The following is a 14,432-nucleotide window of genomic DNA, read 5'->3' as shown; positions in this document are numbered from 1 at the left end:
CCTGATCAAAGTTTTTACTTTTATTGGTCAGAATTAGCCGTAAGATTCGTAAGGCGGCAAACGATTCTGGAGGCTGGGGCTAGCTTCTCTGATGTTGACAAGGCCAACGACGCACAACCATCTGGCCGAAAGGGTCCGGCGACTCTTCGGCACCGCTCCGTGCCGTCTGCAGGTTGCCGCGCTGCCCTGGCGCGACACCGGGAATGGCGTCGAGATCATGCTGATCACCAGCCGCGACACGGGCCGCTGGGTGTTGCCGAAGGGCTGGCCGGAAGCCAAGGAGCCGCTCTGCGAGGCGGCGGCGCGCGAGGCCGGCGAGGAAGCCGGATTGCGCGGAACCGTCTCCCATCTCGAAGCCGGCCGCTACTTCTATGCCAAGGTTCTGGCTTCGGGTGAAGAAGTGCCCTGCGAGGTGCTGGTGTTTCCGCTGCACGTCGACAAGATCGCCGACCGCTGGAAGGAAAAGCACTCCCGCACCCGCAAATGGGTCAATTCCAGCGAAGCCGTACGCATGATCAATGAGCCGGACCTTTGCCAGATCATCGCCTATTTCTGCGCCGACCCGCACAGATTCTCCTAGCGGACCTCCGCCTTCTCCATATTCACAACCCTGTGATGTGACGGGCATGAAAGGTTTGCTAATCCTTCTTCGCTAAGAATCGACCAATCTGGCGTTTGATCGATGGCGAATCCTGTAGACCCACTTCAGCAGCATACCGGCGAGCCCGAGCGCGAGCACCGTCCGCGCGTGCTCAAGGGTGGAACCGTCATCACCGGGATTCAAAACTCGGAAATCGCCGTGATGCTGCGCAACCAGCATGCGGGCGGCGCCGAATTGAAAATACCGCTCGAGGCGCGGGTGCCCGATCATTTCCTGCTTTATGTGCCGCTCGACGGCGTCGCCTATCGCTGCGAGGTCCGCTGGCGCCGCAACGACCGGGTCGGCGTGCAGTTCACCGGCACCGAGCCGAAGCCGAAGCTGCATTACGGCTGATATCTGGCATATCGGCCCGACAGGTTTTTCGAGGCCGGCCAGATTGCTCACGACGGACGCCTCCCGGCGGTCAAAGTGCACAGATCCACCGCTCGAAACGGCAATCGCCGCGGCGCATTTCTATCCCCGTTATCCACATGTGTGACACACAAGATGTTGGGGTCACAAAAGCTACGCAAACGAATCCTTGACGGCGCAAAACGAGTCGCCTTTTATAGGCCATGTGCTCCTGTTGAGAGCGCGACCGGAAAGTTCTGAGCCCGGTCTTTTTCCCGGATTATGTGCGTTTTTGCCCGCATTTCCGCCCGTTTACGAGGCCGGCGGAAGCGTTGGGATTGTGGGGTGGCGGGGCGACGAAAGGGAGAATTGTCGGACTGGAATAAATTGTCTGTTAATACTATATTTAGTGTTTGCAGGTAGGTTCGACGCTAGATAGTGTGAATTTCCCTCGAGTGAGGGAATCGAAAAAATCAGATTTGAGGGACCCGCAGGGTTCGCCGGCGCGTTGTGACAGAGGCTTCACGAGAAGCCCAGGCCGCAAGTGCTGGGGGAGATCGCGGAATGGAGAGCCGGCCGTTTTCGAACGCCGGCAGACGGCGGACATGCGCGTTTCGCATCAGGGGGAGAAATCCCTGGGGAAAAGCGCTATATATAGACAAAAGGACCGAACCAATGCGCATCGAGCGTCGCTTCACCAAGCAAGGGCAATCGGCTTATGCGGAGATCGAATTCCGCAAGGCGCTTTCCGAGATCAAGAATCCGGATGGCTCGGTGGTGTTCCGCCTCGACAACATCGATGTGCCGGCGCAGTTCTCCCAGGTCGCCGCCGATATCCTGGCGCAGAAATATTTCCGCAAGGCCGGCGTGCCCGCGCGGCTGAAGAAGGTCGAGGAGAACGACGTCCCCTCCTTCCTGTGGCGCTCCGTCGCCGACGAAGCCGAACTGGCCAAGCTGCCGGAAGCCGAGCGCTACGGTTCCGAGATCGACGCCCGCCAGGTCTTCGACCGGCTGGCCGGCACCTGGACCTACTGGGGCTGGAAGGGCGGCTACTTCAAGTCGGAGGAAGACGCGCGCGCTTTCCGCGACGAGCTCGCCTATATGCTGGCCACCCAGCGCGTCGCGCCGAATTCGCCGCAATGGTTCAACACTGGGTTGCACTGGGCATACGGCATTGACGGTCCGAGCCAGGGCCACTTCTATGTCGACCCCTTCACTGGCAAGCTGACCAAGTCGAAGTCCTCCTACGAGCACCCGCAGCCGCATGCCTGCTTCATCCAGGGCGTTCAGGACGACCTCGTCAACGAGGGCGGCATCATGGATTTGTGGGTGCGCGAGGCGCGCCTGTTCAAATATGGCTCGGGCACCGGTTCGAACTTCTCGCTGCTGCGCGGCGAAGGCGAAAAGCTGTCGGGCGGCGGCCGCTCGTCCGGCCTGATGAGCTTCCTCAAGATCGGCGACCGCGCCGCGGGCGCCATCAAGTCGGGCGGCACAACGCGCCGCGCGGCAAAAATGGTCATCGTCGACGCCGACCACCCCGATATCGAGGAATTCATCGACTGGAAGGTCAATGAAGAGCAGAAGGTCGCCTCGCTGGTGACCGGCTCCAAGATCGTCAAGAAGCATCTCGAAGCCATCATGAAGGCCTGCGTCAATTGCGAAGGCAATGGCGAGGACTGCTTCGATCCGGCCATCAACACGGCCCTGAAGCGCGAGATCAAGGCAGCCAAGAAGTCGGCGGTGCCGGAGAATTACATCTACCGCGTCATCCAGTTCGCCAAACAGGGCTACACGTCGATGTCGTTCAAGACCTACGACACCGACTGGGATTCGGATGCCTACCTGACCGTTTCGGGCCAGAACTCCAACAATTCGGTGTCGCTGAAGGACAATTTCCTGCGCGCCGTCGAGGACGATGCCGACTGGCACCTGACCGCCCGCAAGGACGGCAAGGTCTTGAAGACGCTGAAGGCCAGGGACCTGTGGGAAAAGATCGGCTATGCCGCCTGGGCGTCGGCGGATCCGGGCCTGCATTTCAACACCACGATGAACGACTGGCACACCTGCGCTTCGGCCGGTGCGATCCGGGCCTCCAATCCGTGCTCGGAATACATGTTCCTCGACGACACGGCCTGCAACCTCGCATCGATCAACCTGCTGCCCTACCGCAACGCCGACGGCACGATCGACATCGCCGCCTACGAGCATACCGTGCGTCTGTGGACCATCGTGCTGGAAATCTCGGTGATGATGGCGCAGTTCCCGTCGAAGGAGATCGCCAAGCTTTCCTACGAATACCGCACGCTCGGCCTCGGCTATGCCAATATTGGCGGCCTGCTGATGACCTCGGGCATTCCCTATGATTCCGACGAGGGCCGCGCCATCTGCGCCGCGCTCACCGCGATCATGACTGGTGTGGCTTATTCGACATCGGCGGAAATGGCCTCCGAACTCGGCGCCTTCCCCGACTATGACCGCAACGCCCAGAACATGCTGCGCGTCATGCGCAACCATCGCCGCGCTGCCTATGGCGACAAGGACGGCTATGAGAAGCTCGCCGTCAATCCGGTGCCGCTGGTCGCCTCCGACCTCAAGCAGCAGGCGCTTGCCGAACATGCGAAAGCCGCCTGGGACCGCGCCATCGAGCTCGGCGAGGAGCATGGCTACCGCAATGCACAGGCAACCGTGATCGCGCCGACCGGCACGATCGGCCTGGTCATGGATTGCGACACCACCGGCATCGAGCCCGACTTCGCGCTGGTGAAGTTCAAGAAGCTCGCCGGCGGCGGCTATTTCAAGATCATCAACCGCGCCGTGCCGGAAGCGCTGCGCACGCTCGGCTATTCCGAGAGCCAGATCGCCGAGATCGAGGCCTATGCGGTCGGCCACGGCAATCTCAACCAGGCGCCCGGCATCAACCCCGGCTCGCTCAAGGCCAAGGGTTTCAGCGACGACAAGATCGCCGCGCTCAATGCGGCGCTGAAGTCGGCCTTCGACATCAAGTTCGTCTTCAACCAGTGGACGCTCGGTGCCGACTGGGTGAAGGAGACTTTTGGGTTCACCGACGAGCAGCTCAACGACTTCTCGTTCGAGATGCTGCCGGCGATGGGCTTCTCCAGGAAGGACATCGAGGCCGCCAACATCCATGTCTGCGGTGCCATGACGCTGGAAGGAGCGCCTTTCCTCAAGGCCGAACACCTCGCCGTGTTCGACTGCGCCAGCCCCTGCGGCAAGATCGGCAAGCGCTCGCTGTCGATCAACAGCCACATCCAGATGATGGCGGCCGCGCAGCCCTTCATCTCCGGCGCCATCTCCAAGACCATCAACATGCCCAACGATGCGACGGTTGAGGACGCCAAGGGCGCCTACATGCTGTCGTGGAAGCTGGCGCTGAAGGCCAACGCGCTCTACCGCGACGGCTCGAAGCTGTCGCAGCCGCTCAACGCCTCGCTGCTCGCCGATGGCGAGGAGGATGAGGACGAAGCCGTCGAGCAACTGATCGCGTCCCCGCAGGCGGCGCGCGCGGCGCAGATCACCGAGCGGATTGTCGAGCGCATCATCGAGCGCGTGTCGCGTGAGCAGGAAAAGCTGCCCGGCCGCCGCAAGGGTTACACCCAGAAGGCCAAGATCGGTGGCAACACCATCTTCCTGCGCACCGGCGAATATGATGATGGCCGCCTCGGCGAGATCTTCATCGACATGAACAAGGAAGGCGCCACGCTGCGTGGCCTTCTCAACAACTTCGCCATCGCCATTTCGCTCGGCCTGCAATACGGCGTGCCGCTCGACGAATATGTGCACGCCTTCACCTTCACCAAGTTCGAGCCGGCCGGCATGGTCATCGGCAACGATGCCATCAAGAGCGCGACGTCGATCCTCGACTACGTGTTCCGCGAACTGGCCATCTCCTATCTCGGCCGCAACGACCTCGCCCATGTCGACCAGTCGGACTTCTCCAACACCGCACTTGGCCGCGGCATCAGCGAAGGCAAGACCGACGCCGTTTCCAAGGGCCTGACCCGCGGTTCGCCGGTGAAGCTGGTGTCGAGGGCGATCGGCAACGAGCCGAAGGGCTTTGCCGGCGGCTCGACCGGCACCCCTGCCCGCTCGGCGCCCACCGCCTTCTCCGGCTCCAACGTGCTGGCCCTGAAGCCGGCCAGCGACGAGGCGATCGCCTACAAGCGCGACTATGAGGAGCGGGCCAAGGAACTGGCCGAGGACATCGCCTTCGAGGAAGCGGCGGGCTCTGCTTCGGTAGCCTCGGACGCGACGGCGGCGCTGTTCACCGATGCGGCTGCGAACGAAGCCGCCGAAGCGAAGAAACTCGCCGCCGACCGCCGCGCCAAGTCACTGCTGCAAGGCTACACCGGCAATTCCTGCTCCGAATGCCAGAATTTCACGATGGTGCGGAACGGGACCTGTGAGAAGTGCGACACGTGCGGCGCTACGAGCGGGTGCAGCTGAGGGGACCGGAGCAATGATGATGACGAATACGGTCGCTCTTATCGCCCTCGGTAAAATGCTGGAGCGGGCACGCCGGGAGAAGCGTTTGACCCCCTACCAGGTAGGCCAAGCGCTTGGCGTCGCAACCTCGTTCGTGAGCAGTGTGGAAAACGGGGAGATCGATCCGAGCCATGTTGATTTCGAGCGTGTCGTAGCGTTTGCTGGACTGCCACTTAGAATGGTTGACGACTGCAAGAGGCCGCCTCGCGTATTTAAGCCTGCCTCTTCAGAAGCCCCCACCTCTAATGAGAGGGAGAAAGTGGTCGATCTGAACGTCTATAGAAAGCAAAAATGGCAACAGATATCTTTGTTCGAGAAGGACTAACACAACCTCAGATGGCGAAGGTGGCGAGTAAATATCGCCATGAATTCGATCTGGCTCATTCCGAGTTTGTGAATATCGTCGAGGTTCTCGAATTCAAGTTGCCGTTGATTTATCCAAGGTTTCGCCTTGTTGTCCGCGACAAAGAAAAGTTGAATGACGAGGCTGTTACCGAAACCAAGAATGATAGAATATTGGTAAGAGAAGACATCTACGATGGGGCTTGCGAAGGAGACGCTTATTGCCGCTTTGTCTTAGCTCATGAGCTTGGCCATTTTCTTCTCCATAGAGAGACAATGAAAGATCTTCATACGGTTTCTTCGGGAGAATACAGTGAAAATATTAAGAACCTGAACGCGATTGAGAGCGCAGAGGATCAGGCGACAATTTTCGCTCGCCATTTTCTGGTGCACCCGGCAATCGCATTCCGGTATAAAGAAGATATCGATATTCTATGCAGGAAGACTGGGGTTCCACGAGACGAGGCTGCCACAGCTATCACGATCTCAAAGCGCCAAGAAATGTTCAAAATTCGTAGTGGTGAGACAACATCTAAAGGCTGCTAGTAACAATCGACGTTCAGTGCCTTGCCGTTGGCAGGGTCAGCGCCCTGCACAGGCCTCACCCGCCGGCACCTCGAAATACTGGATGCCATCCGGCCCTTCGCTGCAGTCGCAGTAGGGCGGTTCAGGAATCTCTTCGGGGGTTGGCAAGCACTTTCAGCTCTTTCGTATAGGATGTGTCGAGGCTGAACGTATTGCGCTTGACGCCCCCGGGATCGCGCGCTCTGTGTGAGGAGCCACGGCGCAAACTGACAGTCTCGTCGGTCTTTTCCAAGAATAGGTGCCACGAAGCGGCCTCGGTGGTTCACGGCCCAGACGACTGATCTCATGACGCTAGTCGTCGCTGCATCCTGTCAGGGTAAAAGCATCCCAGGCCGCGCCATCTGGATTGGCCTTGGCCAAATCGGCCCATTCGGTGAAAGCCACACCGAAATCGGGCAACAAGAGCCCTTTCGGCGCCGGTGTCGCTTCGCGCGAGTTCAACTGCTCGGCGCCGCCGCCAGTCAAGGCGTAGACCTGTATCCCATATCCTGCACAGCCCGCTGCCATCCTGCAGGCCCGCTTCCCGGTCGTCGTCGGTGCAGGCGTGGCGGATGGTGCGGAAAGGAATTCTTGCCGTTGGTCCAGGTGATGTCGGCCGGCAGGTCTTTGTCGGTGTTGGGCTCAGCGAGAACACCTGCGCCGTCAGTGCCGCCGGCTCGTTGGCGGGGCCGAACTCATGCAAACGCACGATGATTTAGCCCGAAGCGACAAGCACTATCGATAGGCGCTCGATAGACCTCTCTGTGACGCCGAAGCCTTGGGATCAGGCTTTTGGTCAGGGTCAAAGGGCCCTGTATGACGAGGAGGGGCAATGGAAATGGTTGGCAACACCAACTCATCGCGCCTGGCATCACTCGACCTTCTACGATTGATCGCAGCCTTGGCGGTTGTGTGCTTTCACTACCTTTATCGGGGACCGATTGCCGGAGATGTCGACGCTGGATATCCTGTGGCTGCCCCGTTTGCCATCTATGGCTATCTCGGTGTCAATCTGTTTTTCCTGATCAGCGGTTTTGTCATCACGTGGTCGGCTGAGGGGCGAAAGTGGCAGGATTTCGCCGTCGCGCGCTTCGTGCGGCTTTATCCTGGATTTCTGCTCTGCATGACCTTGACGTTTGTCGTTCTCTCGATCGCCGACAACCCTAGATTTCCGACAGATTTTTCGACCTATGTCGCCAATCTTTCCATGTTCGCCCGGGCATTCGGCAGGCCGTCCATGGACGGTGTCTACTGGTCGATCATGCTCGAGATCGTATTCTATGGCTGGGTTGCGATGCTTATTTTTGCGGGTGCCTTCCAGCGTTGGAAGTTGGCGATCGTTGCCATCTGGCTCGTGATTTCGGCAGGAAATGAGCTCTTCTTCGGGAACACGGCGATACGAATTTTGCTTATCACAAGCTACGCGCCTTTTTTTGCCGTCGGCATTTTGGCCCAACAGGTTGTCGCAAAAGGTCGTTCGCCGGCAGCGCTCATCCTTCTTGTCGCAGCGTTCCTGTTGTCGTGCCAGACGATCACATTCAATCAGGGCTGGATGCAGGAACATTACGGAACGGCCATTCCCTATCCCGCTCTCCTGGTCGCCAATGGATTTGTCTTTGGGATTTTCGCAGGTGCACTCCTGATCCGCTCCCGCGTGGCCCCTTCGAAGACCGTTCTGATGCTCGGCGGATTGACTTACCCACTTTATCTTCTGCACCAGTACATAGGTTATCTCTCTCTCAACGCACTGGCCCCGTTTATCGGCAAGAACGCTGCGTTCTTTGTCGTTGTGCTCGCGGTGCTCCTTGCCTCCTTCTTGATCTGGCGTTTTGTCGAAACGCCGCTACGCAAGCCGCTTATCCGCGGTTTGACGTCCGCCATCGATCACATCGCATCAGCAGGATCCGCGCACGCGAGAAGGAACCGCCCAGTGGCGCGGACTTAGCGTAACCTTCGCAGGCGAGACAGGAGGTGGGTCGGCAGCGGCAGGAGCACTGGTCTAGGCGCCTGCACGCAACGCAACCTGATCGATCTCACGACGCTAGTCATCGCTGCACCCTGTCAGAATGAAGGCATCCCAGGCCGAGCCGTCCGGATTGGCGTTGGCGAAATCGGCCCATTCGGTGAAAGCCACACCGAAATCGGGCAACAGCAGCCCTTTCGGCGCCGGCGTCGCTTCGCGCGAATTCAACTGTTCGGCCCCGCCGCCGGTCAAGGCATAGACCTGACCGTCCCATATCCTGCACAGTCCGCTGCTATCCTGCAGGCCCGCTTCGCGATCATCGTCGGTGCAGGCGTGGCGGATGGTGCCAAGCGGAAAGGAATTCTTGCCGTTGGTCCAAGTGATATCGGCCGGCAGGTTTTTATCGGTGTTTGGCACGCTCAGCGAGAACACCTGCGCCGTCAGCGCCGCCGGCTCATTGTCCAGCGGCCGGAATTGCAGAACCGCGCCTGAGCGCGGCTCGCGGTAGGTGGCGTGGCTCAGCAGGCATTCCTTGGCATTCGTCACCTGGATCGGGCCGAGCAGGCCCAAGAAAACGCAAGCCAGTTTGCGAACGATCACTGGATGTCTCCGGGAAAGCGTTGTCGAAGCCAAAAATTCGCCCTCACACCAGCCCGACCAGAAAGGCGGCGCCGCCGAGAAATCCTGCCGAACAGACCCACAGCAGCCAGAGCCCGCGCACCCGGCATTCGAGCACCGCCGAGCCAGGGTTGGCGGGATCATAGTGCACGTCGACCTTGCTGCCCTCGGCATAGCTTCGTGCCTGGCCGCTGACGAGGCCGGGCAGCGAAGCCGTGACCGTGGCGCCGAAGGTGACGCGGTCGGCGCTGTAGCGCTGGCCAGCGACGCCATAGCTGTAGACGATGCGGGATTTGAAAACCGAGCGCCAGGGTTGATAGCTTGAATGGGTCCGCAGCGCCTGCAGGCCTGAGGCATCGATGCGGCCGGCGGCGACCGGCCATTTTGCCGCCTGCTCGGCAAGCGACTTCTGGGCAAAGCCCATGCGCAGAGCGAACAGGCCCATGAACAGCAGCAATGCGCCGGCGCCGAGGTTTTGCGGCTTGGGCAGATGCGGCCGGATCGCCTCAAGCACGCCGCCGATGGAAAACACCAGAACCGCCGTGCCGATCGCCAACCCGGCCGAGAGCTGGAACATGAACTTGAAGGCGCCGTCCGGCATGGTGCGCTCGATCACGGCCTTGCTCGGATCGGCCGGATTGTAAAAGACGGTCACCTCCGCATCGCGGGGAAACTGCGCAAGGGTTTCGCGGACTTCAAAGTTCCCCAAATTTTCCTTCACGCTGTAGCGCGAGCTTTGAAATTTCTTGCCGCCGACCTTGTATTCGAAGGTGATGGCCGGGAAATTGCGCATCTCCGTGGTATCGATGCTGTCCGAGCCAGCGCCCGAGCTTCTGACCTCACGCGCCTCGACGCGCGACGAGATGATCTTTCCCGGCGTCGGCAACCAGCGGCTCAGCGCCTGCACCTCCCGCCATTTCACGATAGTGATGAGCGACAGCATGCCGGAGACCGCGCAGGCAAAGCCGACAAGCAGAAATTTGAGTTCCAGCTCCACCCTGATCCCCCCCGGAGTGCAGGAACAGGCACTAGACAGCACTGCGGCGGCAATGTCTCGCTTATTCGCAAAGTCGAGAGATGAGCGGCCGGGCGTAACGCGCGCCCTCTCCTTCTCCCCTTGCAGGAGATGGAAGAAGATCCCTTCACGACGGCCTGACAGCCAGGAAGGTGTTCCATTCCTCGCTGTTGCGGCCCACGTTGAAATCGTCCCTGAGAAGGACCAGCCCGGCGGCTTCGAGACGGGCCGCGAAGTCGTCCCGACGCCACAAGACCGTATGATAGCTGCTGTCCGTCTCGCCATCGCCGTTGCGCATCGATACGAGGAAGGCGCCGCCTGGCCGCAGCGACCGAGCTATCCTGGCAAGCACCTGGTCGGTCTGGTCGCGCGGCACATGGATCAGGACGGCGAGCGCCAGGACGGCGTCATAGGGGCCGCCGAGATCGTCGGTGAGGAGATCGAGAAGCTCACCATGCTTGCCGCGCGTGGCCTGCAGCTCGAGAAACCGTTTTGTCGCGTCGGTGCGGCGAACCTTGACACCCAGGCCCTCCAGAAAGTCCGCATCGTAGCCCGCTCCCGACCCGACTTCCAGAATCCGGCCTGACGTGCCAGCAATCGCCGCAAGGCGCTTCAGCGATGCCTGCTCTCTGTCGTTGGGAACATGCCGCACGATGGCATCGTAGTGATCCGCATAATCCTCGTAGGCACTAATCGTTTGACGGCTCTTCGCCAGGGCCTGCGACAACACATCCATCTTGCCCTCCCTTGTATCCATGTGCGCCAAAAAAGCTTCTTCAGCGAATGGTGCCGGGAGGCACGTGTCCGTCGAGGACGCCGATGTCGCGCAGGAAATGGTCCGACAGCGAACGCTGGTCAAGCAGGCCGCGCCTGCGGGGCCTGAACGGAGCGGTGAAGAGATCGAGCATCGGGCGACGAAGCGTGTCGTAGAGGGTGGTGGTCATTGCCCTGTCCTTTCGTGTTGGAGTTGATGACCAGAGCATGCCTGTTCGCGGCCTTGGCTTCCAATCGAACGTCGCGTACCATGCATCAGGAGGACTGATGCGTCATGAGTTGGGAACTACCACCATTGGGGGCTATCAGGGTGTTTGAAGCCGCCGCGCGGCTGGGCAGTTTCACCAAGGCGGCCGAAGAACTCGGCATGACCCAATCGGCGGCCAGCTATCAGATCAAGGTTCTGGAGGAGCGCGCCGGAACGCCACTTTTCATAAGAAAAACAAGGCAGATTGCCTTGACCGTGGCCGGACAACAGCTGGCGCCGCATGCATCCGGCGCGTTCTCGGCCCTGGCCGATGCGTGGGTCGCCACAAAGGGCGGAGCGACCGGAGTGCTGTCGGTGACGACCATGGAAACCTTCGCGACGAACTGGCTGGCCGTGTGGCTTGGAACATTCCAGCTGATGCATCCAGACCTTGCCGTGAAGGTCAATACATCGCCCCGGCTGGTCGATTTCACACGCGAGGACATGGACATCGGGATCCGGACAGGCGCCGGAAATTGGCCCGGTCTGACCGCGCACTATCTGTTCAAGGCCGACTACACGCCCATGCTCAGCCCAAGACTGGCCGAAAGCGTGGGCGGCATCCGCCAGCCCGAAGATCTCTACAAGGTGCCGCTGTGCTGCGCCGACGATCCTTGGTGGAAGATCTGGTTCGAAGCCGCCGGCCTACCCTTCGAGCCCGATCGCGTCATCGCAGGTCCGATGCTGGGGTCGCAGGCCTACGACGCAATGGCGGCTTTGACCGATCGGGGCGCGGCCATCCTCACCCGCAATATCTACAGCGCCCTGCTGGCGAAGGGCCAGTTGATACAGCCCTTCGAAGTCCTCGGATCCGACGGCGACGGTTATTGGCTGGCGCACCTGGAAAGCCGACGCAACGTGCCGAAGATCAAGGTGTTCCGGGATTGGGTGCTGGCCCAGACCGCCGAGATTCGGGCGCAAGAAGAGCGCCAGACTTAGGCTTATAAGGTTCGCTCGCAACAGAGGACCAGATGATCGATCACATAACCATCGAAGTGTCCGACCTGGAGAAGAGCAAGCTCTTCTACGAACGCGCTTTCGCGCCCCTGGGCTATTGCCTGTCCTTCGGCAAGGAGGGCGTGTTCTGGGCTTTCGACGTCGGCAGTGGCTGCCTGTTCGAGATCCAGCGAACAGGCGAGGCGCCGCCGCTCACCCATCTGCATGTTGCCTTCCGCGTCCGCAGCAAGGCAGAGGTCGATGCGTTCCACCAGTCGGCGCTGGCAGCCGGCGCCCAAGACAATGGCGCGCCCGGCCCGCGTCCCGATTATGCGGAGAATTACTACGCCTGCTTCGTACTCGACCCCGATGGCTACAACATCGAGGCAATGATCAACGAGACCGCGGCTTCATCCAAGGGCGCCAATACGAGTCGGGGATGACGGGCATAATGAATCTCGCCTCTCTGCGCCCTCGGCCACGGTCACCCCCTGCTGTGCACGGCATCTGCCGATCGGTTGATCCAGATCAACGCGGATGCATCGCCCGTGCGGTCTCCTTGCTCCTTGGCCATCATCCCAGGGAGAACGAACGTGTCGACTTACGACCTCATGGTTATCGCCGCAGTCCTGTTCAGCTTCGCATCATTTTCCGCGGTTCTGGCTTTTGCCACCTTCGACGAATCGCGTCGCCGTCGTCCAAAATAAGGCGGTCCGACCGGTTGGATGGGCGACCATTCACACGACGAAGTGATATAGGTGCAATTTGACGACGGATCGGATCGAATGAGAACGTTTGGAAGATAACAACCGGAAAACGGACATGAGCGACGAAAACGAGGACGACACCGACATCGTCAACCAGCTCGCCTATGTCAGAGCCGATCCCACCCAGCACGATACGATTACGCTTCTCACCATGATCGATGCCGCGATTGCCGAGATCATGGCGTTGCGGAGAAAGCTGCGGCTGAGCGAGGACAGGAATGGCGGGAGCAACCAGCTCCAATAGACGGCAGGACCTGAACGAATGGCGACGCGAACCCTAATCCGCGTCGGCCATCATCTGACGGCCGCCGCCGCCGGCCCAGGCGCGCCATTGCCGCTCGTCGCCATGGAAGACGTTGAGGTCGACGCGGCCGGTCACGCCGTGCGACAGGCCAGATCCGGAATACTGCCAGAACAGCCATTTGCGGCCGGGATAGACCTTTGACGGGTGCCGCGCCACCGCGCGCAGCCAGAACGGGTAGTCGAGGAAAGCGCCCTGGAGGTTGTCGCGATAGAAATCGGGGGCGGTGTATATGATCGGGCGCTGACCGTAGTGACGTTCAAGCTTGTCCATGAACACCTGCATCTTCTCCAGCACCTTTTCACGTGACGGGCGCCGCTTGCAGCTGGAGTCGCCGTTCCATTCGACGTCGATCACCGGCGGCAGGGCGCCATCGACCTTCGGCACGTTGCGGATGAACCAGTCGGCCTGCTCGCCGGCGGTGCGGCACCAGTAGAAGAAATGATAGGCGCCGCGCTTCAGCCCGGCGGCATCGGCATTGCGCCAGTTCCTCATGAACATCGGATCGAGATGGTCGCCGCCGTCGGTTGCCTTGATGTAGGCGAAGTTGGCGCCCTGGGCGCGCAGCTTTTCCCAGTTCACGTCGCCTTGCCAGCGCGACACGTCAACCCCGTGCACGGCAAGGTGCCGGGGCGAGGCCCGGCCGAAATTGATGGGCTTGGCATCGCGAAAACCGTAGCGCGTGACGGGGCCGGCAAGCATCGCCGGTGCGGCACGCGACAAAAGTTTCGGTGGCGAGACCAGGGCCGCGGGCTCGACGGGCGGATCGACATTGTCCGGCAATTCGGGCGCCGAAAGCGCCACGGTTTCTTCCTCCGCCAGCCCAAAGGGCCGATCAGGAGCGTCCTCGGGCGCGGCCTCGGCCAGCTTGCGAGCATTGCTGGCCTTGCTCACTGGAACGGATGTGATCGGTGCGCTTGGCCGCACCACCGAACTGGTGGTTTCATTCGACGGCTTCTGCATGTCGAGCGCGTCCATGCCCGATGTCGAAGAGCAGCCGGCGAGGCACAGCGATGCGATCACGAAACTGATGGCGCCTGGTAACCGCATCTGGACCTGTACTCAAAACACAACAGACCGAAGGCAACGACCGACGGACAACAGCGCCAGTTATGAACGAGAAATTACCAATAAAGTTTGAATCAAGTTTTTTACCATGACTATGACCCGTTTCAGACATTCCCCGGCGACGCGGCCGGGCCAGCCTTGACAGTGCCATGATGTGGCTGTTGAGACGGGAGGCTGCGTTTGCCGCAGGCATTTCCCACGATTTCTTCAAAGGCGTCCGATGGCAAGGGCCGCAAGTTGCCGGTCGAGAATTATTACGGCTGGCTCGTCGACGACAAGCTCGACGAACTCAGAAGCCTGCTCGACAGCGGCAGCTGAGAAACGCTTTTAAACAGGAGCTTGC

The 14,432-nt window shown here is 60.5% G+C and carries 15 protein-coding genes and 1 pseudogene; 10 read left to right on the top strand and 6 right to left on the bottom strand.

Annotated elements, in window-relative coordinates; all coding sequences use genetic code 11:
• Window positions 1-91 precede the first annotated feature (91 nt).
• The 5 genes from CK228_RS13420 to CK228_RS13400 all read left to right on the top strand — a co-directional run bounded on the left by CK228_RS13420 (window position 92) and on the right by CK228_RS13400 (window position 6,382).
• Window positions 92-580 (top strand): NUDIX hydrolase, encoded by a 489-nt coding sequence (locus tag CK228_RS13420; RefSeq protein ID WP_019857844.1) that lies wholly within the window; start codon window positions 92-94, stop codon window positions 578-580.
• Between the two features lie 102 nt (window positions 581-682).
• Window positions 683-994, top strand: a complete 312-nt coding sequence (locus CK228_RS13415) for a PilZ domain-containing protein (RefSeq protein ID WP_095788144.1) — start codon at window positions 683-685, stop codon at window positions 992-994.
• Between the two features lie 672 nt (window positions 995-1,666).
• Complete coding sequence (locus CK228_RS13410) at window positions 1,667-5,455, top strand: vitamin B12-dependent ribonucleotide reductase (protein ID WP_095770314.1); 3,789 nt, start codon at window positions 1,667-1,669, stop codon at window positions 5,453-5,455.
• Between the two features lie 13 nt (window positions 5,456-5,468).
• A complete protein-coding gene (locus tag CK228_RS13405; RefSeq protein WP_095788143.1) occupies window positions 5,469-5,819 on the top strand; it encodes a helix-turn-helix transcriptional regulator in 351 nt (116 codons plus the stop codon).
• Entirely contained in the window at window positions 5,786-6,382 is a 597-nt protein-coding gene (locus CK228_RS13400; protein WP_095788142.1) for an ImmA/IrrE family metallo-endopeptidase, read from the top strand. The genes CK228_RS13405 and CK228_RS13400 overlap by 34 nt, the downstream gene beginning before the upstream one ends.
• A gap of 330 nt (window positions 6,383-6,712) precedes the next feature.
• Here CK228_RS13400 and CK228_RS35735 read toward each other — a convergent pair whose 3' ends face one another.
• A complete protein-coding gene (locus CK228_RS35735; protein WP_245438021.1) occupies window positions 6,713-6,928 on the bottom strand; it encodes a hypothetical protein in 216 nt (71 codons plus the stop codon).
• Window positions 6,929-7,232: 304 nt separating this feature from the next.
• On the opposite strand from CK228_RS35735, the gene CK228_RS13390 reads away from it, so the two are divergent.
• The gene (locus CK228_RS13390; protein ID WP_095788141.1) at window positions 7,233-8,345 is read left to right on the top strand and encodes an acyltransferase; all 1,113 of its coding nucleotides are present in this window, start codon (window positions 7,233-7,235) and stop codon (window positions 8,343-8,345) included.
• A gap of 96 nt (window positions 8,346-8,441) precedes the next feature.
• Here CK228_RS13390 and CK228_RS13385 read toward each other — a convergent pair whose 3' ends face one another.
• From CK228_RS13385 to CK228_RS35270, 4 genes are all read right to left on the bottom strand, one after another.
• On the bottom strand, window positions 8,442-8,963 hold the full coding sequence (locus tag CK228_RS13385; protein WP_095788140.1) for a hypothetical protein: 522 nt from the start codon (window positions 8,961-8,963) through the stop codon (window positions 8,442-8,444).
• A gap of 43 nt (window positions 8,964-9,006) precedes the next feature.
• Window positions 9,007-9,978 carry a DUF3592 domain-containing protein gene (locus CK228_RS13380; RefSeq protein WP_179295897.1) on the bottom strand — a complete coding sequence of 324 codons (972 nt, stop codon included), beginning with the start codon at window positions 9,976-9,978 and terminating at the stop codon, window positions 9,007-9,009.
• A 145-nt stretch (window positions 9,979-10,123) separates the two neighbouring features.
• The gene (locus CK228_RS13375) at window positions 10,124-10,732 is read right to left on the bottom strand and encodes a methyltransferase (RefSeq protein WP_095788266.1); all 609 of its coding nucleotides are present in this window, start codon (window positions 10,730-10,732) and stop codon (window positions 10,124-10,126) included.
• 40 nt (window positions 10,733-10,772) lie between these two features.
• The gene (locus CK228_RS35270; RefSeq protein ID WP_179295896.1) at window positions 10,773-10,940 is read right to left on the bottom strand and encodes a hypothetical protein; all 168 of its coding nucleotides are present in this window, start codon (window positions 10,938-10,940) and stop codon (window positions 10,773-10,775) included.
• Window positions 10,941-11,044: 104 nt separating this feature from the next.
• Here CK228_RS35270 and CK228_RS13370 point away from each other — a divergent pair, with 104 nt between their 5' ends.
• The 3 genes from CK228_RS13370 to CK228_RS13360 all read left to right on the top strand — a co-directional run bounded on the left by CK228_RS13370 (window position 11,045) and on the right by CK228_RS13360 (window position 12,964).
• Complete coding sequence (locus tag CK228_RS13370; protein ID WP_095788139.1) at window positions 11,045-11,956, top strand: LysR substrate-binding domain-containing protein; 912 nt, start codon at window positions 11,045-11,047, stop codon at window positions 11,954-11,956.
• 32 nt (window positions 11,957-11,988) lie between these two features.
• Window positions 11,989-12,396 carry a VOC family protein gene (locus CK228_RS13365; protein ID WP_095788138.1) on the top strand — a complete coding sequence of 136 codons (408 nt, stop codon included), beginning with the start codon at window positions 11,989-11,991 and terminating at the stop codon, window positions 12,394-12,396.
• Between the two features lie 379 nt (window positions 12,397-12,775).
• A complete protein-coding gene (locus CK228_RS13360; protein WP_095770320.1) occupies window positions 12,776-12,964 on the top strand; it encodes a hypothetical protein in 189 nt (62 codons plus the stop codon).
• Window positions 12,965-12,997: 33 nt separating this feature from the next.
• On the opposite strand, the gene CK228_RS13355 is transcribed toward CK228_RS13360, so the two are convergent.
• Window positions 12,998-14,071: a GH25 family lysozyme gene (locus tag CK228_RS13355; RefSeq protein WP_095770321.1), complete on the bottom strand. Its 1,074-nt coding sequence runs from the start codon at window positions 14,069-14,071 to the stop codon at window positions 12,998-13,000.
• Window positions 14,072-14,311: 240 nt separating this feature from the next.
• On the opposite strand from CK228_RS13355, the pseudogene CK228_RS13350 reads away from it, so the two are divergent.
• Window positions 14,312-14,407, top strand: a pseudogene (locus CK228_RS13350) (DUF1402 family protein); the annotation flags it as partial.
• Window positions 14,408-14,432: the final 25 nt, after the last annotated feature.

It is taken from the genome of Mesorhizobium sp. WSM4312 (assembly GCF_002294875.1).
In the GTDB taxonomy this organism is placed as follows: domain Bacteria; phylum Pseudomonadota; class Alphaproteobacteria; order Rhizobiales; family Rhizobiaceae; genus Mesorhizobium.
This window is presented reverse-complemented; position numbering and strand designations above follow the sequence as displayed.

Excerpts from the sequence above, each read along its gene's own strand:
- CK228_RS13405 (WP_095788143.1), top strand. The coding sequence starts at position 5,469 with ATGATGATGACGAATACGGTCGCTCTTATCGCCCTCGGTAAAATGCTG.
- CK228_RS13415 (WP_095788144.1), top strand. The coding sequence starts at position 683 with ATGGCGAATCCTGTAGACCCACTTCAGCAGCATACCGGCGAGCCCGAG.
- CK228_RS13360 (WP_095770320.1), top strand. The coding sequence starts at position 12,776 with ATGAGCGACGAAAACGAGGACGACACCGACATCGTCAACCAGCTCGCC.
- CK228_RS13420 (WP_019857844.1), top strand. The coding sequence starts at position 92 with ATGTTGACAAGGCCAACGACGCACAACCATCTGGCCGAAAGGGTCCGG.
- CK228_RS13355 (WP_095770321.1), bottom strand. The coding sequence starts at position 14,071 with ATGCGGTTACCAGGCGCCATCAGTTTCGTGATCGCATCGCTGTGCCTC.
- CK228_RS13390 (WP_095788141.1), top strand. The coding sequence starts at position 7,233 with ATGGAAATGGTTGGCAACACCAACTCATCGCGCCTGGCATCACTCGAC.
- CK228_RS13410 (WP_095770314.1), top strand. The coding sequence starts at position 1,667 with ATGCGCATCGAGCGTCGCTTCACCAAGCAAGGGCAATCGGCTTATGCG.
- CK228_RS35270 (WP_179295896.1), bottom strand. The coding sequence starts at position 10,940 with ATGACCACCACCCTCTACGACACGCTTCGTCGCCCGATGCTCGATCTC.
- CK228_RS35735 (WP_245438021.1), bottom strand. The coding sequence starts at position 6,928 with ATGGCAGCGGGCTGTGCAGGATATGGGATACAGGTCTACGCCTTGACT.
- CK228_RS13370 (WP_095788139.1), top strand. The coding sequence starts at position 11,045 with ATGAGTTGGGAACTACCACCATTGGGGGCTATCAGGGTGTTTGAAGCC.
- CK228_RS13375 (WP_095788266.1), bottom strand. The coding sequence starts at position 10,732 with ATGGATGTGTTGTCGCAGGCCCTGGCGAAGAGCCGTCAAACGATTAGT.
- CK228_RS13400 (WP_095788142.1), top strand. The coding sequence starts at position 5,786 with ATGGCAACAGATATCTTTGTTCGAGAAGGACTAACACAACCTCAGATG.
- CK228_RS13365 (WP_095788138.1), top strand. The coding sequence starts at position 11,989 with ATGATCGATCACATAACCATCGAAGTGTCCGACCTGGAGAAGAGCAAG.